This is a genomic window from Micromonospora parva, from assembly GCF_040649675.1.
GTDB lineage: Bacteria > Actinomycetota > Actinomycetes > Mycobacteriales > Micromonosporaceae > Micromonospora > Micromonospora parva.
Map to the genome: position 1 here is coordinate 326,192 of NZ_JBEZFX010000009.1, position 24,315 is coordinate 350,506.

At 72.6% G+C, this 24,315-nt stretch carries 25 protein-coding genes; 10 read left to right on the forward strand and 15 right to left on the reverse strand.

The window, feature by feature from the left end; all coding sequences use genetic code 11:
* Positions 1-8: 8 nt before the first annotated feature.
* Together AB0C03_RS23865 and AB0C03_RS23870 are read left to right on the forward strand one after the other, a co-directional pair.
* Positions 9-959, forward strand: a complete 951-nt coding sequence (locus AB0C03_RS23865; protein WP_030336678.1) for a diacylglycerol/lipid kinase family protein — start codon at positions 9-11, stop codon at positions 957-959.
* 447 nt (positions 960-1,406) lie between these two features.
* Positions 1,407-1,664, forward strand: a complete 258-nt coding sequence (locus tag AB0C03_RS23870; protein WP_007072794.1) for a WhiB family transcriptional regulator — start codon at positions 1,407-1,409, stop codon at positions 1,662-1,664.
* Positions 1,665-1,769: 105 nt separating this feature from the next.
* Here the strand turns inward: AB0C03_RS23870 and AB0C03_RS23875 are convergent, their stop codons facing one another.
* The 5 genes from AB0C03_RS23875 to AB0C03_RS23895 form a co-directional block, all read right to left on the reverse strand.
* Entirely contained in the window at positions 1,770-2,663 is an 894-nt protein-coding gene (locus tag AB0C03_RS23875; protein ID WP_210866759.1) for a sirohydrochlorin chelatase, read from the reverse strand.
* Entirely contained in the window at positions 2,645-3,412 is a 768-nt protein-coding gene (locus tag AB0C03_RS23880; protein WP_030336676.1) for a phosphoadenylyl-sulfate reductase, read from the reverse strand. Before AB0C03_RS23880 ends, AB0C03_RS23875 begins: the two co-directional genes overlap by 19 nt.
* The gene (locus tag AB0C03_RS23885) at positions 3,409-3,570 is read right to left on the reverse strand and encodes a hypothetical protein (RefSeq protein ID WP_167337345.1); all 162 of its coding nucleotides are present in this window, start codon (positions 3,568-3,570) and stop codon (positions 3,409-3,411) included. Before AB0C03_RS23885 ends, AB0C03_RS23880 begins: the two co-directional genes overlap by 4 nt.
* The gene (locus tag AB0C03_RS23890) at positions 3,567-5,279 is read right to left on the reverse strand and encodes a nitrite/sulfite reductase (protein WP_357638884.1); all 1,713 of its coding nucleotides are present in this window, start codon (positions 5,277-5,279) and stop codon (positions 3,567-3,569) included. The genes AB0C03_RS23885 and AB0C03_RS23890 overlap by 4 nt, the downstream gene beginning before the upstream one ends.
* A gap of 291 nt (positions 5,280-5,570) precedes the next feature.
* The gene (locus AB0C03_RS23895; RefSeq protein WP_357638886.1) at positions 5,571-6,482 is read right to left on the reverse strand and encodes an ArsR/SmtB family transcription factor; all 912 of its coding nucleotides are present in this window, start codon (positions 6,480-6,482) and stop codon (positions 5,571-5,573) included.
* Positions 6,483-6,545: 63 nt separating this feature from the next.
* Here AB0C03_RS23895 and AB0C03_RS23900 point away from each other — a divergent pair, with 63 nt between their 5' ends.
* Positions 6,546-7,571 carry an aldo/keto reductase family protein gene (locus AB0C03_RS23900; RefSeq protein ID WP_357638888.1) on the forward strand — a complete coding sequence of 342 codons (1,026 nt, stop codon included), beginning with the start codon at positions 6,546-6,548 and terminating at the stop codon, positions 7,569-7,571.
* A gap of 81 nt (positions 7,572-7,652) precedes the next feature.
* A complete protein-coding gene (locus tag AB0C03_RS23905) occupies positions 7,653-9,152 on the forward strand; it encodes a glycosyltransferase family 39 protein (RefSeq protein WP_435821677.1) in 1,500 nt (499 codons plus the stop codon).
* Between the two features lie 149 nt (positions 9,153-9,301).
* Here the strand turns inward: AB0C03_RS23905 and AB0C03_RS23910 are convergent, their stop codons facing one another.
* Together AB0C03_RS23910 and AB0C03_RS23915 are read right to left on the reverse strand one after the other, a co-directional pair.
* On the reverse strand, positions 9,302-10,894 hold the full coding sequence (locus tag AB0C03_RS23910; RefSeq protein ID WP_357638892.1) for a histidine kinase N-terminal domain-containing protein: 1,593 nt from the start codon (positions 10,892-10,894) through the stop codon (positions 9,302-9,304).
* Positions 10,895-10,919: 25 nt separating this feature from the next.
* Positions 10,920-11,951, reverse strand: coding sequence for an SIS domain-containing protein (locus tag AB0C03_RS23915; RefSeq protein ID WP_210858365.1), 1,032 nt, complete (start codon positions 11,949-11,951; stop codon positions 10,920-10,922).
* Between the two features lie 188 nt (positions 11,952-12,139).
* Here AB0C03_RS23915 and AB0C03_RS23920 point away from each other — a divergent pair, with 188 nt between their 5' ends.
* Positions 12,140-13,966 (forward strand): tetratricopeptide repeat protein, encoded by a 1,827-nt coding sequence (locus tag AB0C03_RS23920; RefSeq protein ID WP_357638894.1) that lies wholly within the window; start codon positions 12,140-12,142, stop codon positions 13,964-13,966.
* Between the two features lie 153 nt (positions 13,967-14,119).
* Here AB0C03_RS23920 and AB0C03_RS23925 read toward each other — a convergent pair whose 3' ends face one another.
* On the reverse strand, positions 14,120-15,706 hold the full coding sequence (locus AB0C03_RS23925; RefSeq protein ID WP_030336667.1) for an MDR family MFS transporter: 1,587 nt from the start codon (positions 15,704-15,706) through the stop codon (positions 14,120-14,122).
* Positions 15,707-15,817: 111 nt separating this feature from the next.
* On the opposite strand from AB0C03_RS23925, the gene AB0C03_RS23930 reads away from it, so the two are divergent.
* On the forward strand, positions 15,818-16,396 hold the full coding sequence (locus tag AB0C03_RS23930) for a TetR/AcrR family transcriptional regulator (RefSeq protein ID WP_030336665.1): 579 nt from the start codon (positions 15,818-15,820) through the stop codon (positions 16,394-16,396).
* Between the two features lie 66 nt (positions 16,397-16,462).
* On the opposite strand, the gene AB0C03_RS23935 is transcribed toward AB0C03_RS23930, so the two are convergent.
* Both AB0C03_RS23935 and AB0C03_RS23940 read right to left on the reverse strand, forming a co-directional pair.
* Positions 16,463-16,972, reverse strand: a complete 510-nt coding sequence (locus tag AB0C03_RS23935; RefSeq protein WP_210858363.1) for a GNAT family N-acetyltransferase — start codon at positions 16,970-16,972, stop codon at positions 16,463-16,465.
* Complete coding sequence (locus tag AB0C03_RS23940; RefSeq protein ID WP_210858367.1) at positions 16,969-17,190, reverse strand: biotin/lipoyl-binding carrier protein; 222 nt, start codon at positions 17,188-17,190, stop codon at positions 16,969-16,971. Before AB0C03_RS23940 ends, AB0C03_RS23935 begins: the two co-directional genes overlap by 4 nt.
* 221 nt (positions 17,191-17,411) lie before the next feature.
* Between AB0C03_RS23940 and AB0C03_RS32360 the strand changes: the two genes are divergently transcribed.
* Entirely contained in the window at positions 17,412-17,486 is a 75-nt protein-coding gene (locus tag AB0C03_RS32360; protein WP_369814844.1) for a 50S ribosomal protein bL37, read from the forward strand.
* Between the two features lie 112 nt (positions 17,487-17,598).
* Here the strand turns inward: AB0C03_RS32360 and rsrA are convergent, their stop codons facing one another.
* From rsrA to AB0C03_RS23970, 5 genes are all read right to left on the reverse strand, one after another.
* A complete protein-coding gene (gene rsrA, locus AB0C03_RS23950; protein ID WP_030336658.1) occupies positions 17,599-17,886 on the reverse strand; it encodes a mycothiol system anti-sigma-R factor in 288 nt (95 codons plus the stop codon).
* Position 17,887: 1 nt separating this feature from the next.
* Positions 17,888-18,715 (reverse strand): sigma-70 family RNA polymerase sigma factor, encoded by an 828-nt coding sequence (locus AB0C03_RS23955; RefSeq protein WP_030336656.1) that lies wholly within the window; start codon positions 18,713-18,715, stop codon positions 17,888-17,890.
* A gap of 235 nt (positions 18,716-18,950) precedes the next feature.
* Positions 18,951-19,568 (reverse strand): alpha/beta hydrolase family protein, encoded by a 618-nt coding sequence (locus AB0C03_RS23960; protein WP_030336654.1) that lies wholly within the window; start codon positions 19,566-19,568, stop codon positions 18,951-18,953.
* Positions 19,569-19,619: 51 nt separating this feature from the next.
* Positions 19,620-20,012, reverse strand: a complete 393-nt coding sequence (locus tag AB0C03_RS23965; RefSeq protein WP_030336652.1) for a WhiB family transcriptional regulator — start codon at positions 20,010-20,012, stop codon at positions 19,620-19,622.
* 196 nt (positions 20,013-20,208) lie between these two features.
* Positions 20,209-20,919 (reverse strand): SOS response-associated peptidase, encoded by a 711-nt coding sequence (locus AB0C03_RS23970; protein WP_030336651.1) that lies wholly within the window; start codon positions 20,917-20,919, stop codon positions 20,209-20,211.
* Between the two features lie 103 nt (positions 20,920-21,022).
* Here AB0C03_RS23970 and aroA point away from each other — a divergent pair, with 103 nt between their 5' ends.
* Genes aroA through hisN form a run of 3 tightly spaced genes read left to right on the forward strand, consistent with a single transcriptional unit; the run spans position 21,023 to position 24,301 of the window.
* Positions 21,023-22,324, forward strand: a complete 1,302-nt coding sequence (gene aroA / locus AB0C03_RS23975; protein WP_030336649.1) for a 3-phosphoshikimate 1-carboxyvinyltransferase — start codon at positions 21,023-21,025, stop codon at positions 22,322-22,324.
* Entirely contained in the window at positions 22,294-23,454 is a 1,161-nt protein-coding gene (gene rsgA / locus AB0C03_RS23980; protein ID WP_051708802.1) for a ribosome small subunit-dependent GTPase A, read from the forward strand. The genes aroA and rsgA overlap by 31 nt, the downstream gene beginning before the upstream one ends.
* Positions 23,455-23,482: 28 nt before the next feature.
* On the forward strand, positions 23,483-24,301 hold the full coding sequence (gene hisN, locus AB0C03_RS23985; RefSeq protein WP_357638899.1) for a histidinol-phosphatase: 819 nt from the start codon (positions 23,483-23,485) through the stop codon (positions 24,299-24,301).
* The last annotated feature ends 14 nt before the right edge of the window (positions 24,302-24,315 follow it).

Here is a 24,315-nt window from a genome sequence, read left to right on the forward strand (position 1 = left end):
TGCCGCCCATGCGGGCCGTCCTGGTGGTCAATCCGAAGGCCACCACCACCAGCGAACGCAGCCGGGACGTGCTTGTCCGGGCGCTGCGCAGCGAAGTCGATCTCAGCGTGCGCTACACCCGTCGGCGCGGGCACGCCGTGGCGCTCGCCCGGGAGGCAGCCGCGGAGGGGGTCGACCTGGTCGTCACCCTGGGTGGCGACGGCACGGTGAACGAGGTGGTGAACGGCCTGATGACGGCCGAGCCGCCGACCCGCGCCGGTGATGCGCCGATGGCCGAGCGACTGCCCGCGCTGGCCACCGTCCCCGGCGGTTCGACAAACGTGTTCGCCCGCGCGGTGGGGCTGCCCCGGGAGTGGCCGGAGGCGACCAGCATGATCCTGGAGGGGCTGCGGCTGGGCCGCAGCCGGACGGTGGGGCTGGGCCGCGCCGACGACCGCTACTTCACCTTCTGCGCCGGGTTCGGCCTGGACGCCGCGGTGATCCACCGGGTGGAGCAGGCCCGGCGCAAGGGGCGGGTGTCCACGCCGTCGCTCTACCTGCGTTCGATCATGAACCAGTATTTCCTCGCCTCGGACCGGCGGCACCCGGCGATCGTCCTGGAGCGCCCGGGCGAGCCGGCGGAGGCCGAGCTGGCCACCGTCATCATCCAGAACACTGCCCCGTGGACGTACCTGGGCGACCGGGAGGTCAACCCGAACCCGGAGGCGTCGTTCGATCTCGGGCTGGACGTACTGGCGTTGCGTCAGCTCCGGGTGGCTAGCACAACACGGACAGTGACGCAGTTCCTGTCCCGGCAACCGAATCCGCGCGGTCGTCAGGTGTTACGACTCCATGACACGGCGGAGTTTACCCTGGTCTCCAGCCGCCCGCAGGCGTTCCAGCTGGACGGGGACTATCTCGGCGAGCGGGAGAAAGTCAGATTCACCTCCGTTCCGGCCGCACTGAGAGTAATCTGCTAGGTCTCGGGTACCGCAGTTGGTCGACACGGTGGCCACAACCGATCGGCCGGGTCGCCGCCACACCGAGGGGCAGGTGCCGGAAATGTCAGCAATGTCACGCGGACTGTACTATATTGATCCTCGACTGTGGCACGCCGGGTAACCAGGAAAGCGCGGAAACCCGGACAAACGGGTTGTGGGCTTGCTCACCGCCCGGAGTTTTTCCGAGCGTCACCCTTGACATCACGACTGTTCGTGAAAGTATTCACAAGCGAACTTGAGTTACCGGGACATTGCCTGGATATGCTCGTCAGGTTGAGCTGTTCCAGCAGGTCCCCGGCACTAACTGCCTGCTCACGCACTGCCGAATGGACGAACGCTAACTGTCACCTCGGCACTGCGGATGCATATAGGGAAAGCACGACAAGCAATATTTGCCACCCATCCAGAATGAGGAGTGTTGCCGCCATGGACTGGCGTCACCATGCTGTCTGCCGCGACGAGGACCCGGAGCTGTTCTTCCCGATTGGGACGTCCGGACCGGCTCTCCTGCAGGTCGAGCAGGCCAAGGCCGTCTGCAGGCGCTGCTCCGTGACCGACCAGTGCCTGCAGTGGGCACTCGAGTCTGGTCAGGACGCCGGCGTCTGGGGCGGAATGAGCGAGGAGGAGCGGCGCGCTGTCAAGCGGCGCGGCGGTCTCCGGGTGCTGCGCGCTCACTCCGCCTGATCCCCAACGACACAGCTGTACGCCCCGGTGGGTTCGCCCACCGGGGCGTTCCGCTGTCCGGCACCGGGCCGGCACCGGATCAGCCCCGTCGAGGCCGGCACCGGATCAGCCCGTCGACGCCAGCACGGGCCGATCGTCGACCCGGCGCAGCACCAACTCGACCAGCTCCGGCGCGTCGGTCAACGGCGCGGCAACCGCCACCGCACCCGCCGCCCCGGCCGCCTCGGCCACCGCGTCATGGAACAACCCCGGCGCCAGGAAGTACGCGGACACCGCGACCCGCCGCGCGCCGGACGCCCGCAACCGGGACACCGCCACGCCGGCCGCCGGTGGAGCCGCCGACGCGTACGCCACCCGGCAGGGCACCCCGAACTCCACGCCGAGCGCATCGGCAACCCGGCCCACCGAGCGGCGCGCCCGCGCATCCCGGGTGCCCGCCGCAGCCAGCACCAACGCGTCGAACCGACCCCGACGCGACGCGTCCAAACCGCCCCGACGCGACGCGTCCAAGCTGCCCCGACGCGACGCGTCCAAGCCGCCCCGACGCGACGCGGTCGAGCCATCCGGCCACGTCTCACCCAGCCGACGGCACAGCCCGGCCAGCAGCGCCGGATCGGGGGTGTCGTCCGCCGGGCCGAGCACGTCGGTCACCCGTACCGCCAGTGGCGGCCCGGACCGGGTGGCCGCGGCGACCGCCGCGGGAATGTCCACCCGATGGTGGTACGCGGCGGTCAGCAGCAGTGGCACCAGCACCGCCCGACGGTGACCGGCCACGGCCAGCTGACGCAGCAGCTCGGTCGGCCCCGGCTCGGTGTGGTCCAGCCAGCTCGCCCACACCGGTGTGCCGGGCCGGGCCGCCGACACCGCCCGAGCCAGCGCCCGGGTGGCATCGGCCGCTCGCGGATCACGGCTGCCGTGCGCGACGAGCACCACCGGGTCCGCCCCGCCGGCCGCACCGGTCACTGTCGTGCCCGGCGAGGTCAGACGTGCAGCCCGCACTCGGTCTTCTCGAACATCGCCCACCGGCCGGCCCGCGCGTCCTCGCCGGCCTTCGTACGGCGGGTGCACGGCCAGCAGCCGATCGACCCGTACCCCTGCTTGAAGAGTTCGTTGACCGGCACGTTGAACCGGGCGATGTAGGCGTCCACGTCCCGTTGCGACCAGGCCGCGATCGGGTTCACCTTGACCTTGCCGCGGCGCGCGTCGAAGGTCACCACCGGGGTGTTGGCCCGGGTCGGCGACTCGTCCCGACGCAGACCGGCGGCCCAGGCGTCGTACCCGCTCAGCGCCCGCTCCAGCGGCTCCACCTTGCGCAGCTGGCAGCAGTCGTCCGGTGACTTGTTGAACAGTCGCGGACCGTACTGGCCGTCCTGCTGGCCGACGGTGAGCCGGGGCCGGATCGACCGGACGTTCACCGGCAGCGTCCGGGCCACCTCGTCACGGACCCGCAGCGTCTCGGGGAAGTGCAGCCCGGTGTCGAGGAAGACCACGTCCACCCCGGGAGCCACCCGGGACACCAGGTGCGCCAGCACGGCGTCGGCCATCGAGCTGGTCACGCAGAACCGCTCGCCGAAGGTCTGCGCCGCCCAGCGGGCGATCTCCAGTGCCGGGGCGCCCTCCAGGTCCCGAGCGGCCTGCTCGGCCAGGGCCCGCAGCTCGTCCGGGCTGCGCCCGCTCGGGTCGGCCGGTGCCGAGGCGCCCGGGCCCACCAGGCGCAGGCTCGTGGCCGAGACGAGACCCGCGCTCACCGGGTCACCGTCCGGCTGAGCAGCCCGATGAACTTCACCGAGAAGACCCGGGTGCAGGCGTGGCACTCCCAGGCGCCGTGCCCCGACTCGTGCGGCCGCAGGTCCTCCTCGCCGCAGTACGGGCAGTGCAGAGGTGCCGCTCGGTTCTCGCTGCTCACCGCAGTTCCTCCTCGTCGACTCTGATCACCCAGTTGGCGAACGTCTCGCCCTCGCTGCGACCGGCCAGGTAGCGAAGGGCCAGCCGTTCCACGTACTCCGGAAGCTCGTCGGCGGTGGTCTTCAGGCCGCGCAGCTTGCGGCCGAACCCGGCGGTCTGCCCCTGCGCCATGCCCAGGCCGCCGCCCAGGTGCACCTGGAAACCCTCGACCTGCCGGCCGTCCGGGCCGACCACCAGTTGGCCCTTCAGCCCGATGTCGGCCACCTGGGTGCGGGCACACGCGTTCGGGCAGCCGTTGATGTGGATCGAGATGTCCGCGTCGAAGTCGCGCAGCCGCTGCTCCAGCCGGGCCACCAACTCCTCGCCACGGGCCTTCGTCTCGACGATGGCGAGCTTGCAGTACTCGATGCCGGTGCACGCCATCGTGCCGCGCCGCCAGGCCGACGGCCGGGCCTCCAGACCGATCCCGCGCAGCGCGTCGACGAGCGACTCCGTCCGCTCCGACGGCACGTCGAGCACCAGCAGCTTCTGGTACGGAGTGAGCCGCACCCGGTCGCTGCCGTGCGCCTCGACCACGTCGGCGAGCTGGCTGAGCTGCGCGCCGGAAACCCGCCCGACCACCGGGGCGGCGCCCACGTAGTGCCGCCCGTCGGCCTGCTCGTGCACGCCCACGTGGTCGATCGGCTTCGAGGGCAGGATCGGCGCTGGGCCGTCGATCAGCGTACGACCGAGGTAGTCCTTCTCCAGCACCTCGCGGAAGCGCTCCACGCCCCAGTCGGCCACCAGGAACTTCAGCCGGGCCCGGTTGCGCAGTCGGCGGTAGCCGTAGTCGCGGAAGATCCCGACCACCCCGGCCCACACGTCCGGCACCTCGGCCAGCGGCACCCAGACGCCGAGCCGCTTGGCGAGCATCGGGTTGGTGGCGAGACCCCCGCCGACCCAGACGTCGAAGCCGGGGCCGTGTTCGGGGTGGTCGACACCGAGGAAGGCGATGTCGTTCGACTCGTACGGGGTGTCCACCAGCCAGGAGATCGACGTCTTGAACTTGCGGGGCAGGTTGGAGAACTGCTTGTCACCGACGTACCGCGAGACGATCTCGTCGATCGCCGGGGTCGGGTCGAGCAGCTCGTCGCGGGCCACCCCGGCGACCGGGCTGCCCAGCACGATCCGCGGGCAGTCGCCGCACGCCTCGGTGGTCTGCAGGCCGACCGACTCCAGCCGACGCCAGATCTCCGGCATGTCCTCGACCCGGATCCAGTGGTACTGGATGTTCTGCCGGTCGGTGATGTCGGCGGTGTCCCGGGCGAACTCCCGGGAGATGTCCGCGATCACCCGCAGCTGGGCCAGGCTGAGCTGACCGCCGTCGATGCGAACCCGGAGCATGAAGAACTCGTCCTCCAGCTCGTGCGGCTCCAGCACGGCGGTGCGCCCACCGTCGATGCCCGCCTTGCGCTGGGTGTAGAGGCCCCACCAGCGGAACCGGCCGCGCAGGTCCTGCGGGTCGATGGAGGCGAAGCCGCGGTGCGCGTAGATGGTTTCGATGCGGGCTCGAACGTTGAGTGGGTCGTCGTCCTTCTTGATCCGCTCGTTGGGGTTGAGCGGCTCACGGTGGCCGAGCGCCCACTGACCCTCACCCCGTGGCCGGCGCGGCGCTCGGGTCGGGCGAGCCGTCGGGTCCTCGGAACGGGCCGGGATGCTGCTGACCGCCATCGCGGCGTCCTCCGTTGTCTGCTGTGCCTCGGGGCACGCGGGGCGCGGCGGCCGGCCCGGCGAAGCGGGCAAGACAACGGTGTCGGGGACAGCCGGCGCGGAGCGCGCCCGAGACGGATTGGTCGGGCGTCGTCAGTTGGCCGGACAGATCGCGCTGCGCACGCGGCCGTAATCGACGTGGCGACGTGCCACGAAGCGGCGGACGACTGCGGCGGTCATGGGCTCATGCTGCCACACCCCATGGGGGCCGGCCAATGTCCGCGTGCTGGATCCCACATCACGGGCCGGAGGTCAGCCGACCAGTTGGTCACCGAGGACAGTTCGGGCATAACGCACCACCCGTCCCTGGCGTACGCCGACGATCAGGCCGTTGTCCCGCAACGTGGTGAGGTGGTGCGACGCGGTCGCCGGCGCGAGACCCAGCATCGCGGCCAGCTCACCGGTGCTCAGCGGTGCGTCGAGCAGGGCGAGGGCCGCCGCCCGCGTACCGCCGAGCAGGGCGGCCAGCGCGGCGCTGGGCGGCGGCGAAGCCCACAGCCCGCCCAGCCCACTGGGCGGATAGCAGAGGGCCGGGCCGGCATCGCCCTCCATGATCGCGTGCACCGTCGGCCCGGAGAAGGAGGTGGGCAGCAGCGTCCACGGGCGTCCGTCCAGGCCGGCCGGCAGGCTCGTGCCGACGGCGACCCGCAGTGCCGCGCCGTCCCAGCGGATCAACGGGTGCAGCTCGCGGAGCAGGATGCGCCCACCCTGCTCGGCAGCGAGCAGCGTCCGCCGCCGGATGTCGGCCAGTGCGAGCGCCCGCAGTCGGGGCCAGTCCGGTGCGATCAGCAGTGTGAAGTATCGATGGAGCTGCGCGACCAGCTCGTCCGGTGTCAGCCGGGGCGCGCCGGCCCGGTCCAGTTGCCGGCGCACCACGGACGGGTCGGTGCCGGCGACCGCCCGCAGCTCGGCGGCCAGGTTCGGTGCCGCCCCGATCGGGGTGAGGAAATCCGGTACGTAACCGTTGGACGACCTGAGCACCGCCAGCAGCGGCTCCAGGCCGGCGTCCGGCAGCAGCCGCTCCGCGCGTTCCCGCCACGGGCGGTGCATCCAGTACTTCGTCGGCTTGCGTAACGCCCAGGAGCTGGCCACCAGCTCGGCCAGCGGCGAGTGCACAAACCGGACCCGGCTCAGGTCGTCGGGCGAGAACCGAACCTCGATCACCCACGGATTCGACCACGGTCGAACGGTTCGGCGACAGCGCGGGGCGGCCCGAGGATCCTCGGTATGGAGTACAGGCAACTGGGCCGGTCGGGCCTGCGCGTCAGCGCGGTCGCGTACGGCAACTGGGTCACCCACGGCAACCAGCTCGACGACGACGCGGCGGCGGCGTGCGTGGCCGCCGCCCTGGACGCGGGCATCACCACGTTCGACACCGCCGACCGGTACGCCAACGGGCGGGCCGAGGAGGCGTTGGGCAAGGCTCTGAGCGGCGTCCGGCGCAGCTCGATCGAGCTGTGCACGAAGGTGTGCCTACCGGTCGGGCCGGGGGCCAACGACGCCGGGCTGTCCCGCAAACACATCATCGAGGGCTGCCACGCCTCGCTGAGCCGGCTGGGCACCGACTACGTCGACCTCTACCAGGCGCACCGGTACGACGACAGCGTGCCGCTGGAGGAGACGATGCTCGCCTTCGCCGACCTGGTCCGCCAGGGCAAGGTGCTCTACGTCGGCGCCTCCGAGTGGACCGCCCCGCAGCTGCGCGAGGGCCTGCGGCTCGCCGCCGAGCTGCGCATCCCGTTCATCGCCAACCAGCCGCAGTACTCGATGGTGTGGCGGGTGGTGGAGGCCGAGGTGTCGCCCGCCTGCGCGGACCTCGGCCTGGGCCAGCTCGCCTGGGCGCCACTCGCGATGGGCGTGCTGACCGGTCGGTACGAACCTGGTCGACGTCCGCCCGCCGGCTCCCGGGCCACCGACGGCTTCGGTGGCGCGTTCATCGCCCGCTACTCCTCGGATCTGCTGCTCTCCCGGGTACGTCAGCTCCGACCGGTCGCCGAGGCGGCCTGCTGCACGATGGCCCAGCTGGCGGTGGCGTGGGTGCTGGCCCGTCCGACCGTGGCGAGCGCGATCGTCGGCGCGTCCCGGCCGGAGCAGCTCGCCGAGACGGCCAAGGCCGCCACGGTACGGCTCGACGACGAGCTGATCGCCCGGATCGACACCGTGCTCGACGAACTCGTGGAGCGTGATCCGGCGAAGACCGCCCGACCGAACGACGTGATGTCCGCCTGGCGCCCGCCCCCTGCCGCTGGGTGACGCCCACGGAGGGGATGGCCGTGGCAGGCTCGAACCGTGGGGCAATTGTCCGAGAGGTCGGCCGGGTCGGCGTGGGAGCGGCTGCGCCGCCTGCCGGTCTGGCTCCCCCCGGCGCTGCTGACCCTGGCGGTGACAGTGACCGGGCTGGGCTCCGCCCAGCTCTGGCGCGACGAGCTGGCGACGTGGAGCGCGGCCACCCGCTCGCCCACCGACCTGGCCCGGCTGGCCGGCACCATCGACGCCGCCACCGGGCCGTACTACCTGCTGATGCACTGGTGGACCACTGTCGTCGGCGACTCCACGATCGCCCTGCGGCTACCGGCGGTGCTGGCGATGACAGTGGCCGCCGGGCTGCTCGCCGTGCTCGGCGCGCGGCTCGTCGACCGGCGCGCCGGCCTGTTCGCCGGGCTGCTGTTCGCGGTGCTCCCCGGCACCTCCCGCTACGGGCAGGAGGCCCGCCCGTACGCGCTGGCCACCATGCTCGCCGTGCTGGCCACAGTGCTGCTGGTGACGGCGCTGCGTCGACCGGGCTGGGCCCGTTGGGGCGGTTACGCCGTCGCCGTCGCCGCGCTCGGGCTCATCCATCTGATCGCACTCACACTGCTCGCCGCGCACGCGCTGGTCGTCCTCATCGCCTGGTGGCGCGGCCCGGCTGCGGCCGGCATCGCCGCCCCGGCCAGCGCCGCCCCGACCACAGCCGGCAGCACCGCCCCGCGCCTCGACGCCGAGCGGGACCGGCGGGTGTGGCGGTGGCTGGTCGCCGTGCTGCCGGCCGCGCTGCTGGTCAGCCCGTTGCTGGTCAAGGCCCGGACCCAGCAGTCCCGGCAGTTGAACTGGGTCCACCTGGTCCGGCCGGACGACCTGAGCGCGCTGCCCGGCGGCGTGGCCCAGAGCAGTGTGGTGGGTGGCCTGCTGGTCGGGGTCGCCGCGCTGGGCGCAGCCCGGCTCGGGCGACGCGCGGTGCTGCCGGTCAGCGCGGTGCTGCTGCCCGTACTGCTGCTCTTCGCCGCCGGCGCGGTCGTGCCGCTGTGGGTGCCCCGGTACCTGGTCTTCGTGGTGCCCTTCGCCTGCCTGTTGGCGGGGGCGGCGCTCGCCGCCGTGAGCGCACCGGGCGCGCTGGTGGCGGTGGTCCTGGCCGGGCTGCTCGGCCTGCCCGACCAGGCGGCGCTGCGACGCACCCACGAGTGGCCGCGCAGCGCCCCGGTGGACTACGCGGGGGCGGCGCGGGTGATCGCGGACGGTCAACGACCGGGGGACGCGGTGGTCTACTCGCCAAGGCACAGCTGGCTCTTCCTCGACCTCGGCATCGAGTACCACCTCGCCGACCCACCACGCGACGTGCTGGTCACCGAGGACGAGGCACGCCGCGGCGATCTGTGGGCTGCCGAGTGCCCCCAGCCGGCACAGTGCCTGGCCGGTACGACGCGGGTGTGGCTCGTCGTCTCCGGCCGGCACGCCGACCCGCTGGCCGCCGTGCCCGACGCCAAGGGCGACGCGCTCCGCGCGGACTTCACCGTCGCGCAGGTCTGGCAGCGCCCCGGCCTGACCGTCGCCCTGCTGACCACCCGCTCCGACCGCTGACCCGGCCCCGCGGCGCCGGCCGGCGACCAGGCCCGCCCACCTCGATGTGCCTGATGCCTCTCAGTCATCCTGATGACTGAGAGGCATCACGCCCATCCCGACATCCGCTCCCGCTGGGGACCCCGCCCCATTGGAGGCGGCAGGGCGGGTCAGGGTTGGGAGCGGCCCTCCGGGGCGCTGCGGGCCAGTGGGATGATCAGCATCGCCTCGGTGCCACCGTTGGCACCGGCCCGCAGTTCGATGGTGCCGCGCAGTTCCCCGGTGATCAGGGCGCGGACGATCTGGAGGCCGAGCCGGCTGCCGTGTTCGGCGTCGAAGTCCGGCGGCAGGCCGCGGCCGTTGTCGGTCACCGAAACGTGCAGCATCTTGCGGAACCGGTGCGCGGAGACCACCACCTCGGGCCGCAGCGACGGGTCGACCTCGGGGGCGGCGACCGGCACCATGCCGGACGCGGCGGGCACCGGGACCTCGTCCGCCTCGTCGGCCGGCGGGAAGCCGTGCTCGACGGCGTTGAGCAGCAACTCGTTGAGGACCATCACCAGCGAGGTGGCGATCTCCGCCGGCAGCACGCCGAAGCTGCCCCGCCGCCGCATGCCGACGCTCACCTCGGTCGCCGCGACCTCGGTCGCCGCGCTGGCCACCCGGTCGACGATGCCGTCGAACTCGACCGCCTCGTCGCTGGACATGGAGAGCGTCTCGTGCACCAGGGCGATCGAGGCGACCCGTCGGACCGATTCCTCCAACGCGACCCGGGCCTCCGGCATCGCCACCCGGCGGGCCTGCAACCGCAGCAGCGCAGCCACCGTCTGGAGGTTGTTCTTCACCCGATGGTGGATCTCCCGGATGGTGGCGTCCTTGGTGATCAGTGCCCGGTCCCGGCGTCGAACCTCGGTGATGTCCCGGACCAGCACCAGCGCCCCGATCGGCACCCCGGCCGGCATCAGCGGCAGCGCCCTGGTGAGCATCGTGGCACCCCGTGCGTCGATCTCCCGGCGCGGTGGCGCCTCACCGCGCAGCGCGGCCAGGATGCCGTTCGACGCCTCGGTGCCGTCCAGCGGGTCGCCGGCCAGTCGGCGGTGCAGCGCGGCCAGATCCTCGCCCACCAGGTGCGCGGCGTAGCCCAGTCGGCGGTACGCGGACTGCGCGTTCGGGCTGGCGTAGGTGACCTTGCCGCCGGCATCGAGCCGGACCAGACCGTCGCCGACCCGGGGCGCCGAGGTGGTCTCGCCCGGATGCCGGGGCGGCGGGAAGGTGCCGTCCGCGATCATCTGCGCCAGGTCGTCGGCGGTGGTGAGGTAGTTGAGCTCCAGCTGGCTGGGCGTACGCGCGGTGGAGAGGTTGGTGTCCCGCCCCACCACGGCGATCACCTCGCCGGCCTCCCCCTCGGCGGTACGCAGCCGAACCGGGATCGCCTCGTGTCGGGCCGGCACGTCGCCGTACCAGACCGGGTCGCCCTCCCGCCAGATCCGACCCTGGGAGTACGCCACCCCCAGGTGGGCCACCTCCGGTCCGCCGACGATCCGACCCACCTGGTCGTCCTGGTACGCGGTCGGCGCGGTGGTCGGACGGACCTGGGCGACGCAGAGGAACGTGCCCTCGTTGTCGACAGGCACCCAGAGCAGCAGGTCAGCGAAGGACAGATCGGAGAGCAGCTGCCAGTCGCCGGCGATCCGGTGCAGGTGGTCGATGTCGGCCGGACGGAGATGGGTGTGCTCCTCGGCGAGGTCGCGCAGCGTGGACACGGTGACCAGGGTGCCACGCCACGCCTCACATCGTCGCGGTGACCTTCTTCAACCCGCGCGGCGCGTCCGGATCCTCGCCCCGGGTGAGCGCCAGGGCCAGCGCCAGCCGCTGCATCGGCAGGATGTCCAGCAGTGGGGCGTACCGCTCGTCGACCTCGGGAACGGCCAGCCGGGTCGCGCCCGGCACGTCGGCGGAGCCGACCACCACGACGTCGGCGCGGCGTTCGCCGAGGCGGGGCAGCACCTCCCCCATCGACCGGCCACCGGGGCCGGAGCCGACCACGGCGAGCACCGGGACCTCCGGGTCCGTCATCGCGAGCGGGCCGTGCAGCAGGTCGGCACCGGAGAAGGCGAGCGCCGGCAGGTACGAGGTCTCCATCAGCTTGAGCGCGGCCTCCCGGGCGGTCGGGTAGGCGTAGCCGCGGCCGGTGGTGACCAACTGGCGGGCGAACCGGTAGCGCGGGGCGAGCTGGGCCGGGGTGTCGTCGGCCAGGGTGCGGGCAGCCAGCTCGGGCAGCGCGTCGAGCGCTTCCCGTTCGGCGGTCGGCAGCACCCCGTCGCCGGCCCGGACCCCCTCCACCAGCATCAACAGGGCGAGCAGCTCGGCGGTGTACGTCTTGGTGGCGGCCACCGCCCGCTCGTGCCCGGCGGCGATGTCGACGCTCAGCTCGGCCACGTCGACCAGCGGCGAGTCCGGGGCGTTGGTCACCGCGAGGGTCAGCGCCCCGGAGGCGCGGGCGGCGCGCAGCACCTCGGCCAGGTCGGGCGAGCCACCGCTCTGGCTGACCCCGACGACCAGCGCGTCGGACAGGTCGGGGCGGGCCCCGAACAGGGTGACGACGCTGGGCGAGGCGAGCCCGGCGGGCAGGCCGAGCCGGATCTCGGTCAGGTAGGCCCCGTAGAGCGCCGCGTGGTCAGAGGTGCCCCGCGCGGTGAAGACCACGTGCCGTGGCCGCCGTTCGGCGATGACCGCCGCGACCCGGGCGATCTCCGCGGCGTTGGCCGCGGAGAGCAGGCGCGCGTAGCCAGCCGGCTGCTCGTCGATGTCGGCGGCCATTCCAGCCCCTGCACGTGTCACGGAAACCCCTCCCCTGCGCGATTGCCGCGCGATTCTTGCTCAGTCTTGCACTTTTAACCGTATCTCAGCAATCGAACGAGCAGGACTGCGCAGCTGATCACCAGTTGATCTCAATATCAACTAAGCTTCACCCGCCGCACCCGGTCTAGCTGCCACGAGAGGACGACGTGCCTGAGGGAACGGACGATCCCGCGCTCTCCGTGACGGAGGAGCTGGCGCTGGCCCGGCTGGCCCTCGACGAGGGCGACCTGCACCACGCCGCCGGCCACCTCGCCGGCGCGTTGGCGCAGGCCCCCACCCTTCCGGAGGTGCACGAGACGCTGGCCCGGCTCGCTGCGACGAGCGGCGGCGGCCTCGACCTCTTCCCGATCAACCACCACACCTTCGTGGGCGCGGTGGTCGCCCGCGCGCACCTCCTGGCCACCGCCGGCCGCCCCGCCGAAGGGCTGGAGCTGCTGGCCGCGGCGACGGCGTACGCACCCGGCACCGAGTGGGCCGCCGTGCCCTGGGTCACCGCGCCCGAACTGGCCGAACGACTGGACCCGGAGCACATCGCCCGCGTCCTCATGCAGGTCTGCGCCGCGCTGCCCGACCCCGTCCCCCGCATCGGCCGGGCCCCGCTGTCCCCGTACCTCACCCTCGCGCGCAACGCGGCCACCGTGCACCCCGAACACGGCCTACTGCTGGGCGCGGCGTCCGCGTTGGCCCGGCGCCTCGGCGAGACCGAGCTGGCGGTCCGCTGGGCCACCCGAGGGGTACGCGCCCAACCCTCGAAGATGGGCGAGGTGTGGCTCGGGTACGCGTACCGCAGCTCGGGCCGGACCCGCGACGGCCTCGCGGCCCTCGGTCGGGCCGTCGAGCTGGACCCCGACGACCTGGCGATCTACGCGGACATCGCCGGCACCCTGGCCGAGATCGGCCGACTGGACGAAGCGCTGGAGTGGACCGAGCGGGCGCTGGCCCGCGATCCGTCGTTCGACTGCGCGGTGCACACCGCCCACCGCCTGCGGCACCTGCGCGACGGCGACCTCGCCCACCTGGTCGCGCTCGCCGACTTCGTGCGGGACCACCCGGACGACAGCCACGAGCACGGCGACCTGGCCCAGTGCTGCCGGGGCCGGCCCTGGCTCGGCCAGCTCACCCCGGCCGGCGGGCCCCTGGTCGACGCGATGCGCCAGGCGGTCGCCGATGACGACAACGGTCTCGGCGGCGCCGTACGCCTACCCGCCGCCGCCCCGCCCAGCGCGGTCGGGACGGCGATCGCCACCGCCCCCGGGCTGCGGATCGAGGTCGTCGGCGCGCCGGAGCCCGACCCGCGCGAACCCCGACGGGCGTCCGCGCAGCGGTTGTGGCACTACGCGGACGCCGTCCCCACGCCCGCGCTGGCCGCGCCCTCGGCGGCTGCTGTCGAACGGATCGGGCAGATCGCCCACCCGGCGTGGGCGCACCCACCCGCGGCGTACGACGCGGCGGTGGGCCTGGCCGGCCTTGAGCTGGCCGACCTGCTCGGCCTGCTGGTGCACCCGCCGGCCGCGCCGGCCAACGCGGTAGGTCGGCTGCTCGCCGCTCACGACCCGTCGGTCTGGGTCCGTGGCGTGCAGGTGTGGGCCTGTCTGGGGCTGCTGCACCACCGCACCGACGAGCCGTGGGAGGGCTCGACGCGCCGCCGGGTGCTGCTCGACCTGGTCTGGGGCGTCGAGGACTGGGTCACCGAGGCGGCGCTGTTCGCCCTCGTCACCGCGGCCTGGGTGGACCCTTCGGTCCGGCCGGACGTGGCCCGGGTGGTGGCGGAGCGGCTGGCCGACGTGGCCGCCGTGGCGCGGACCCGACCGGTCCCGATCGCCGCGTCACTGGCGCACCTGGCACTGGCCGCCCCACAGCTCGACCCGGCGACCGCCGCCCTGGCCACCGAGCTGCTGAACGTCCACTCCCCCCGACTCCCCCGCCCCCGCAACCCCCTACGCCGCCTCTGGCAACGACTGCTCCGCCGCTGACTCCCTGCCAACCCCCCGGCCCTGCCCGCGCCCCATCCCCGCGATCTTGCACTTTCTGTCGGCGTTTTGCCGGTATAGAGGGCTTATGTCACCGCACAAAGTGCAAGATCGCGGGGGTGTGGGGCTAGGGGCGGGGTGGGGTGGGGTGGGGGGTTACGCGACGGGGGCCTTGCCGAGGGCGACCTCGGCGTCCTCCTCCGGGGTGGCCTGCGGCGGGGCCTCGTTCGCGGTCCGCAGCGGGATCTCCTTGATGAACCAGGCGAGCACCGGGATCACGATGGTGAACAGGACCGCCCAGAGGAAGACGTGCGAGATGGCGTCGGAGAGACCGCCGAGCACCGCCTCGCGGGCCTGAGCGGGCAGCTCCCTGAGCTTCGCCAGGTCCATCCCGGCGCCGGCCTCGCCGCCGCCGAAGGCCCGACCGCCCTCCGAGCTGGCCAGCCGGTTGGCGAAGATCGCACCGAACAGCGAGATGCCGAACGAGCCGCCGATCGACCGGAAGAAGGTGGCCGCGCCGCTGGCCGCGCCGAGGTCCTTCTGCTCCACGCTGTTCTGCGCGATCAGCATCGACGTCTGCATGAGGAAGCCCATGCCGACGCCGAGCACGATCATGTACAGCGAGGACATCAGCTTGCTGGTGTCGGTGTCGAGCATGGACAGCAGCGCCATGCCCGCGGTCATCACCACACCACCGATGATCGGGTACGCCCGGTACCTGCCGTTGCGGGTGATCGCCCGGCCGATGACCAGCGAGACGACCAGCATGCCGAACATCAGGGGCAGCAGCAGCAGACCACTGTTTGTCGCCGACGCCCCCTGCACGGTCTGCTGGTAGAGCGGCAGGAAGTTCATCGCGCCGAACATCGCGAAGCCGAGCAGGAACCCGATCACCGAGATCAGCGCGAAGTTGCGGTTGGCGAAGAGCGCCAACGGCAGGATCGGCTCCTGGACCCGGCGTTCCACGAGGCCGAACACGACCAGTGCGACGACGGCCAGCACGGCCAGGCCGAGGATCTGCGTCGAGGTCCAGTCGTACTCGTTGCCACCCCAGGTGGTGATGAGCACGATCGCGGTGATGCCGACCGAGAGCAGCCCGGCGCCGAGCCAGTCGATCCGGTGCTCGGTGCGGTACTTCGGCAGGTGCATGGTGGTGATCAGCACGAGCAGCGCGACACCGCCCAGCGGCAGGTTCACGTAGAACGCCCAGCGCCAGGAGAGGTGGTCGGTGATGAAGCCGCCGACCAGCGGGCCGGCGACCATGGCGATGGCCATGATGCCGGCGATCATGCCCTGGTAGCGCCCGCGCTCGCGGGGCGGGACCAGGTCACCGATGATCGCCATCACGCCGACCATGAGGCCACCGGCGCCGAGGCCCTGCACGGCCCGGAAGGCGATGAGCTGGACCATGCCGTCCTGCGGGCCGCCGAACATGCCGGAGCCGGCCATGCCGCAGAGGGCGGAGCCGACCAGGAAGATGACGACCGAGGTCAGGAAGACCGACTTGCGGCCGTAGAGGTCACCGAGCTTGCCCCAGATCGGGGTGGAGACGGTGGTGCCCAGGACGTACGCGGTGACCACCCAGGTGAAGTGGTTGAGCCCGCCGAACTCGCCGACGATCCGCGGTAGCGCGGTGCTGACGATCATGTTGTCGAGCATCGCGAGCATCATCGCGATCATCAGCCCGAACAGCACGACCCTGATGTTGTTGGGTCGTGTGCCGACCTGGGTTGCCTGAGTCATGGATAAGCTCCCCCCGAGGATTGCCGTACTTACTTGCCGCCCGGCTAGTCACCTTACTAGCCGCACGGTAAGTTGGGTACGAGCAACGGTCAAGCCATTTGGAGGGCGTGCGTGAGCGAGAGCACAGGCGGCGGAACGCGGGAACGGATCAAGGCCGTCGCGCTCGAACTCTTCACCGAGCAGGGGTACGAGAAGACCTCGCTCCGGGAGATCGCCGAGCGCCTCAACGTCACCAAAGCTGCGCTCTACTACCACTTCAAGAGCAAGGACGACATCGTCGCCAGCTTCGTCGAGGACCGCCTGGAGCGGATGGACGCGCTGACCGCCTGGGCCGCCACCCAGCCCGCCACCCTGGCCACCCGGCGGGAGCTGATCTCCCGATACGCCGACACGATGTTCGACGGCAGTCAGCCGTCGGTGATGCGCTTCTTCGAGCAGAACCAGACCGCGCTCAAGAGTCTCTCCTCCGGCCAGAAGATGCGCGGCCGGATGATGGAGCTGGCCGGGGCGCTCTGCCGGGGCGACGACTCCCCCGCCGCCCAACTGCGCGCCGTGCTGTCGCTGTTCGCGGTGCACACCAGCTGGTTCGCGGTCCGCGCCCCGCACATCAGCGACGACGAACGTCGCAAGCTCGCCCTGGACGTGGCCGACGAGCTGCTGGCCGCCATCGGTACAGAGCCCGACGCCTGACCCGGGCCCGCCCGGCGGCTCAGCACGGCCCGGCGGTGGGCGGTTCAGCGGGAACGGCCCGGCGGCTCAGCGGCGCGCCAGCTCCAGGCGCAGGCCGAGCAGGTCCACGCCCGGTGCCGGTGACCAGTCCTTCTCCGGCGAGCGGACGAACCCGCGCCGCGAGTAGAGCCGGTGCGCCGGATCGGCCATCCCGGCCCGGACGCAGATCACCACCGCCGTGCAACCCAACCCGGTAGCCCGGTCGACGCACGCCTCGACCAACACGGCACCGACGCCACGACCCTGCGCGCCCGGGTCGACGGCGAGCATCCGGAACTCCGCCTCGCCCGGCCCGGACAGCTCCGCGAACGGGGTGCCCGGCAGCACGAACGTGACCGAGCCGAGCACCGCGCCGGTCAGCTCGTCGACAGCGACCAGCACCTCGCCGCTGGCGGCCCGGGTCGCCACGTCGGCCAGCACCTCGCCGTACCCGTGCTCGCCCTTGAGCTGACCGTCCGCCTCGTACGCGGCAACGGTCAGCCGGGCCACCGCCGGAAAGTCGGCGGGCTCGGCCGGACGGACCAGTAAACCGGTCACGCAATCACCGCGATCAGGTCACCGTCCTGCACGACGTCGCCCTCGTGCACGGCGAGCTGCTGCAGCACACCGTCGGACTCGGCGACGACCGGGATCTCCATCTTCATCGACTCGAGGATCACCAGGGTGTCACCCTCGGCCACCGTGTCACCCGCCGCGGCGACGACCTTCCAGACGTTGGCCACCATCTCGGCGCGGATCTCCTCGGCCATGTTCAGGCCCTCCCTCTTCGCGACGTGCCTGCCGATGTATCCAATCATGCGTCGACCGGTGGTGGGCGCGCAGCGGCACAGCCGCGACGGCAGTCCCGCCCTGGGGGAGGCGGCGGGTGCCGACCGCACTACCATCAGCGGGTCGGACCCGACGCCGGACCGCCGGTGGCCGCATCCGCGCCGAGGTCGTGCGCAGGACGGATCCGACCCATCACGAGGAGGTCAGCATGGCGAAGAAGTCCCGGAAGAAGAAGGCTCGTAAGAAGAGCGCCGCGAACCACGGCAAGCGTCCCAACTCCTGAACGGGTCGACGGGCCCACTGCCCGTCGTCGCTCAGCCGGCCGAGGCCGGATACACCGGTGGCCCGGGTCGACATCGACCCGGGCCACCGGTCTTGCCAGCTCATGCCGACGCTCAGTCGGCCAGCTCACGGGAATCGCTGGTCTCGAAGACCACCAGCTCGGTGAGCTTGACCCGCAGCCGCTCACGCAGCTCGTCCGGCGCGGTCTCGTTGCCACAGCAACGCGCCACCAGCGCCCGCACCTCCTGCTCCAGCCCGTACTCGCGCAGGCAGGGCCCGCACTCGTCCAGGTGGTGCCGGATCAGCGAGCGGCGCTCGTCGGCGCACTCCAGATCCAGGTAGAGATACACCTCCGCGAGGACTTCGCGGCAGTCCGTCTCGTGCGGCTCCCCACAGCTCACGTCACACCTCCCGGCCGGCAGCGGCGGCGGTCGAACCCTTCGCCGAGCGGGCCGCACTGAAGCCCCGCTCCCCCGCGTAGCGCTCGAGCAGCTTGCGCAGATTACGACGGCCACGGTGCAGACGCGACATCACGGTGCCGATCGGCGTACCCATGATGTCCGCGACCTCCTTGTAGGAAAAGCCCTCGACATCGGTGAGGTAGACGGCCAGGCGGAACTCCTCCGGCAACTGCTGGAGGGCCTCCTTGACGTCACTGTCCGGCAGCCGGTCCAGTGCCTCCGTCTCGGCGGAGCGCAACCCGCTGGAGGTGTGCGACTCGGCCTCGGCGAGCTGCCAGTCGGTGATCTCCTCCGTGGGCGCCTGGATCGGCTGGCGCTGCCGCTTGCGGTAGGAGTTGATGTAGGTGTTGGTCAGGATCCGGTACAGCCAGGCCTTCAGGTTCGTGCCCTGCTCGAACTGGTGGAAGGCCGCGTACGCCTTCAGGTAGGTCTCCTGGACCAGGTCCTCGGCATCCGCCGGGTTGCGCGTCATTCGCAGCCCAGCAGCGTAGAGCTGATCGACGAATGGCATCGCGTCCCGCTCGAATCGGGCCCTGCGCTCGTCCGTCTTCTCGGTGGTCAACCGCACATCCCCTCGCGTCGGATGCTTTCCCGCCGAGGATACGCGCACAGACCTACCCACAGATTCACTTCCGGCTGGTGTGCCCGTGCTCACCGCACCCACCCCGCCCGGTCCCGCCGTGGCGGGCCACTGCGGGCCGTCCAGCAGCCGCTTCAACTGCCGGGCGTCCCGTTCATCCTGTTCCAGGCTTCGTGTCTCGGTTGGCACCGGTCACCCCCCTCGCAGAAAAGTCGTCCGGGGGTAGTAACGCGAGATGACCACTGGGGCATTCCGGCCGGCTCTCCCCGTTCCTGGTCCCGGCCCCGACGGCGGCCGGCGCTGGGACCAGGAAGGGCCTGGGAGGACTGGTGTCACCAGCCCGGATCGGGCCGGCGGCACCATCGGATGCAACGACCCGTGCCCGGCACCGGAAACGGTCGCCCCGGCGAGCCGACGCGACCGGTCAGCCGGCCGCCCAGCCCTGGGCGGACAGCCAGTCGCGCACGGCGGCGGCGGTACCGGCCGGATCCCGGCGCAGATCGTGCGTCTCACCGGGACGGCTCACCACCTGCACCGCCGGCCCCGGCTCCGGCGTCCCGAACGGGTCCCGGTCACCGTTGACGACAAGCGTCGGCAGGCCGGTGTCCAGCTCGGCGGCCCGTGAGCGTTCCGGCCGGCCGGGCGGGTGCAGCGGAAAGGCCAGGGCGACCACGCCCACCGCGCCCACCGCGCGGGCCGTCCGGCAGGCCACCCGCGCGCCACTGGAACGCCCACCGACCAGCACCGTCGGCACGTCGGCGTGCCGGTCACGCAGCACGCCGAGCACCGCCGCCCAGGCTTCGTCGAGGTGACCGGCCGGTGCCGGCGCCCGTCGACCGGCGACCCGGTACGGCTGGGTCACCCGGACCACCGCCAGCCCGGCAGCGACCGACGCGTCCCGGACCGCGAGCAGGTCAGGCGCGTCGACGCTGCCGCCCGCACCGTGCCCGAGGACGAGCAGGGCGGTGGCCGGTCGGGCCGGCAGGTCGGTGTCGATCCGCGCCGGACCGCGCGGGGTGTCGATGTCGTCGCTGGGTGGCACCGCCCCATTCTGCGCCGCCGCACCGCCGACGGGTGTGAACCCGGCCGCCGATCAGCTCAGCGGGACCAGGGCGAGCAGGCGATCGCGCACCGGCGGGCCGGCGTCGTCGATGGCGTCCGGGTCGGGGTCGACCTCACCGCGCCAGGCGACGAGCATCGCCCGTCGTTCCCGCGGCGTGGTGCCGCCCCAGACGCCGTGGCAGTCGCCGACGTCGAGGGCCCAGGCCAGGCAGGACCCCTGTACGTCACAACTGCGGCACAACGCGACGGCGGCGTCCGCCGGTTCGTTCGGTGCCGGAAAGAAGGTCTCCGGATCGACGCTCTGGCAGGTACCCCTGGTACGCCACGCGTCGTCCTGTCGCCGTTCCCGCACTGCCCGCAGCAGTCGCGGATCTCGCCGCGCCGCCGCCACCTCGTGCGGACGCGGCATACGTGCCCGTGTCATCCGCCCACCTCCCCCGTGGGACCGGCAAAATCGGTGGACGTCGTCCGCCCCGTGCGAATCGATGTCCACTACCGGCGCTGTGTTCTATCGCACTTCGCAACATCGGGACAAGTGTCTGCCGGGAACCTGACTGAACAGTCGGGAGACGAATCACGCGGAACCCTGGCAAATCGGCGGCCAACGATGCGCGACAGCGTCAGAAAAGGGTCAACTCCTGCGGCGTCACCGTTGGCGCCACCGGCACCCGGGCGGTCAGGTGCGGCCCGTCGTTGCGGACGTCTCCCACCGCCGCGCCCACCGGGCGGATCTCCAACCCCGCCAACTGCTCCGCTGACGCCGGGCTGAGCAGCCGCTCCGGCTCGTCCGTCGGGGCCAACCACGACGACCAACGCTCCGCTGGCAGCAGCACCGGCATCCGGTCGTGCACCTCGGTCAGGTCGCCGAGCGCCGCGGTCGTCAGCACGCTGAAGGTGAGCCGGGTCTCGGCGTCGGACTCCCAGACCGACCAGATGCCGGCCAGGGCGAGCACCGAACCGTCCCGGGGGGTCATGAAGTACGCCTGGCGGCCACCGTCGGGCAGCCGGACCCACTCGTACCAGCCGTCGGCGGGGACCAGACAGCGGCGACGGGCGAAGGAGCCCGCGTACGCCCGGCTGGTGGCCACCGTCTCCGCCCGCGCGTTGATCATGCGGGCCGCCGCCGAGGCGGACCGGGACCAGTGCGGCAACAGACCCCAGCGGCCGACACAGAGGCTGCGGTGCCCCTCCGGGCTGAGCCGGACCAGCGGCACCGGGTCGGTGGGCGCGACGTTGTGATCGGCGCGGACCAGGCCGTCGGAGTCGTCGGACGACTCGAACAGCGCGCTCAGCTCGCCGGAGCTCCGGGTCGTCGCGTACCTGCCGCACATGGGGCACACGCTAACGCGTCGGGGGCGCTGTCGGCTGTCCCGCCAACCGGGAGTACGAGCGCCGGGTGCCGCCGGACCCCCGACGACACGGCAGAATGTAACCGTGGGGAACCTGACAGCGACCCGGCCGCCGCAGCCGTGGACCGCACCGACCGCATCCGACCCGGTGGCAGCGACGTTGCGCCTGCCCGGTTCCAAATCGATGACGGCCCGCGCCCTGGTGCTCAGCGCGCTGGCTGCCGGCCCGTCGACGCTGGCCCGGCCGCTGCGCGCCCGGGACACCGAGTTGATGGCCGCCGGCCTGCGGGCGATGGGCGCGCACGTGTCGATCAGCGACGACGAGCGCTGGCTGGTCCGACCGCACCCCCTGGTCGGCCCCGCCCACGTCGACGTCGGGCTGGCCGGCACCGTGATGCGGTTCGTGCCACCGGTGGCGGGCCTGGCCGACGGGCAGGTCAGCTTCGACGGCGACCCGTACGTCCGCACCCGGCCGCTGGGCCCGCTGGTCGACGCGCTGCGCTCGCTGGGCGTCCGGATCGACGTCACCGGCACCGGCAGCCTGCCGCTGACCGTGCTCGGCACCGGCCGGGTCACCGGGGGCGAGGTGGTGATCGACGCGTCCGCCTCCAGCCAGCTCGTCTCCGGGCTGTTGCTGGCCGCCCCGCGCTTCGACCGGGGCGTCGTGGTGCGCCACGTCGGCCCGCCGGTGCCGTCCGCGCCGCACCTGCGGATGACGGTGCAGATGCTGCGGGCCGCCGGCGCGGCGGTCGACGACAGCACCCCCGATGTCTGGACCGTCGAGCCCGGCCCGCTCACCGGGCGCGGCTGGGACGTCGAGCCGGATCTCTCCGGCGCCGTGCCGTTCTTCGCCGCCGCCCTGGTCACCGGCGGTGAGGTGACCCTGCAGGGCTGGCCGCACAGCAGCGCCCAGCCGGTCGAGCAGCTCCGCTCGCTGCTGCAACGGATGGGCGGCGAGGTCAGCCTCTCCACCGACGGGCTGACCGTGCGCGGCACCGGCGTGGTGCACGGTCTGACCGCCGACCTGTCCGACGTCGGCGAGCTGACCCTCGTGCTGACCGCGCTGGCCCTGCTGGCCGACTCACCGTCGGTCTTCACCGGCGTCGGGCACATCCGGGGCCACGAGACCGACCGGCTCGCCGCGCTCACGCGGGAGTTCGGCGGGCTCGGCGCGGACATCACCGAGACCCCCGACGGGTTGGAGATCCGGCCCCGTCCGCTGCGCGGCGGGCTCTTCCGCACCTACCACGACCACCGGATGGCCCACGCCGCCGCGGTGGCCGGGCTCGCCGTTCCGGGCATCGAGGTGGACGACGTGGGGTGTACCTCCAAGACGATGCCCGAGTTCCCGGCACTATGGTCAGCGATGGTGACCGGCAAGAGCTGACGCGACGGAGGAAGGTCCTGGCGACCAAACGGCGGGAGTACGACGAGGACGACGTACGGGTCCGGCCCGGTAAGTCGTCACGCCCGCGTACGCGCACCCGCCCGCAGCACGCCGACGCGGTCGACGGGTTCGTCATCGCCGTCGACCGGGGGCGCTACACCTGCGTGCTGTCCGGGGCCGAGCGCGGCGTGGTCGGCGCCGAGCTGCCCACTGTCACCGCCATGCGGGCCCGCGAGCTGGGCCGCAAGTCGGTGGTGGTGGGTGACCGGGTCAGCCTGGTCGGCGACACGTCCGGCGCGGAGGGCGCACTCGCCCGCATCGTCCGGATCGCCGAGCGCCGCTCGGTGCTGCGGCGCACCGCCGACGACGACGAGACCACCGCCGAGGGTCGGCTGGAACGCGTGGTGGTGGCCAACGCCGACCAGTTGGTGATCGTGAGCGCGTTGGCCGACCCGCCGCCGCGTACCGGGTTCATCGACCGTTGCCTGGTGGCCGCGTACGACGCGGACGTCGAGCCGCTGCTCTGCCTCACCAAGGCCGACCTGGCCGGGCCGGAGGAGGTGCTGGGCTACTACACCGAGTTGGAGTTGCCGTACGTGCTCAACCGCCCCGACTCCGACCTCGACGCGCTCCGCGCGCTGTTGAGCGGCAAGGTGTCGGTGCTGGTCGGGCACTCCGGGGTGGGCAAGTCGACGCTCGTCAACCGGCTCGTGCCGGACGCGCTGCGCGCGGTCGGCGTGGTCAGCGCGATCGGCCGGGGCCGGCACACCTCGACCAGCGCGGTGGCGCTGCGGCTGCCACCGGTGCCCGGGGTCGACACGGACCCGGGTTGGATCATCGACACCCCCGGGATCCGCAGCTTCGGGTTGGCGCACGTTTCGGCCGACAGCCTGCTGCACGGCTTTCCGGACCTGGTCGAGGGCACCGTCGACTGCCCACCGAACTGCCCGCACACGGCCGACGAGGCCGAGTGTGGGCTGGACGCCTGGGTGGCCGCCGGTAAGGCGGACCCGCGCCGGCTGGCCTCGTACCGCCGGTTGCTCGCCTCCCGCGCCGGCGAGGGTGACTCGCGCGGCGACAGTGACCAGCGCGGGCCGGGCGAGGGTGACCGGCGCGGGCCCGACGAGTGACCCGACGGGCGTGGGCTAGGTTGCCGGGATGACCGGGTACGCCGACGACCTCGCCCTCGCCCACCTGCTCGCCGACCGGGCCGACGCCATCGCCACGGCCCGGTTCCGCGCGCTCGACCTGCGCGTCGAGGCGAAGCCCGACCTGACGCCGGTCTCCGACGCGGACACCGCTGTGGAGCGGGAGATCCGCGCCGTGCTGGCCGAGCACCGTCCGACCGACGGGCTGCTCGGTGAGGAGTACGGCGCACAGCCGTCCGCCGACGCGAACGGCCGCCGGTGGATCATCGACCCGATCGACGGCACCAAGAACTTCGTCCGGGGCGTGCCGATCTGGGCCACCCTGATCGCGCTCTACGACGGCGACCGGCCGGCGGTCGGCGTGGTGTCCGCACCGGCGCTCGGACGACGCTGGTGGGCCAGCGCGGGCGCGGGCGCGTACGCCGGGCCGGGCCCCACGGCTGGCGAACGGATCGGTGTGTCAGCGGTGCGCGGGGTCGCGGACGCCAGCTTCTGCTACTCATCGTTGGACGGGTGGGAGCAAACCGGCCGGCTCGACGCGGTGCTCGACCTGATGCGGGACAGCTGGCGCAGCCGGGCGTACGGCGACTTCTACGGCTACATGCTGTTGGCCGAGGGGGCACTGGATGTGATGGCCGAGCCGGAGCTGTCGCTGTGGGACGTGGCGGCGCTGGTGCCGATCATCACGGAGGCGGGTGGCACGGTCACTGATCTGTCCGGTCGACCGGCCCCGGCGGGCGCCCCGGGCACCGACAGCAGCGTGGTGGCCACCAACGGTGTGCTGCACGCCGACATCCTCACCCGCCTCGATCGACCAGCCGCGCGCTGACCCCCGGCAACCTC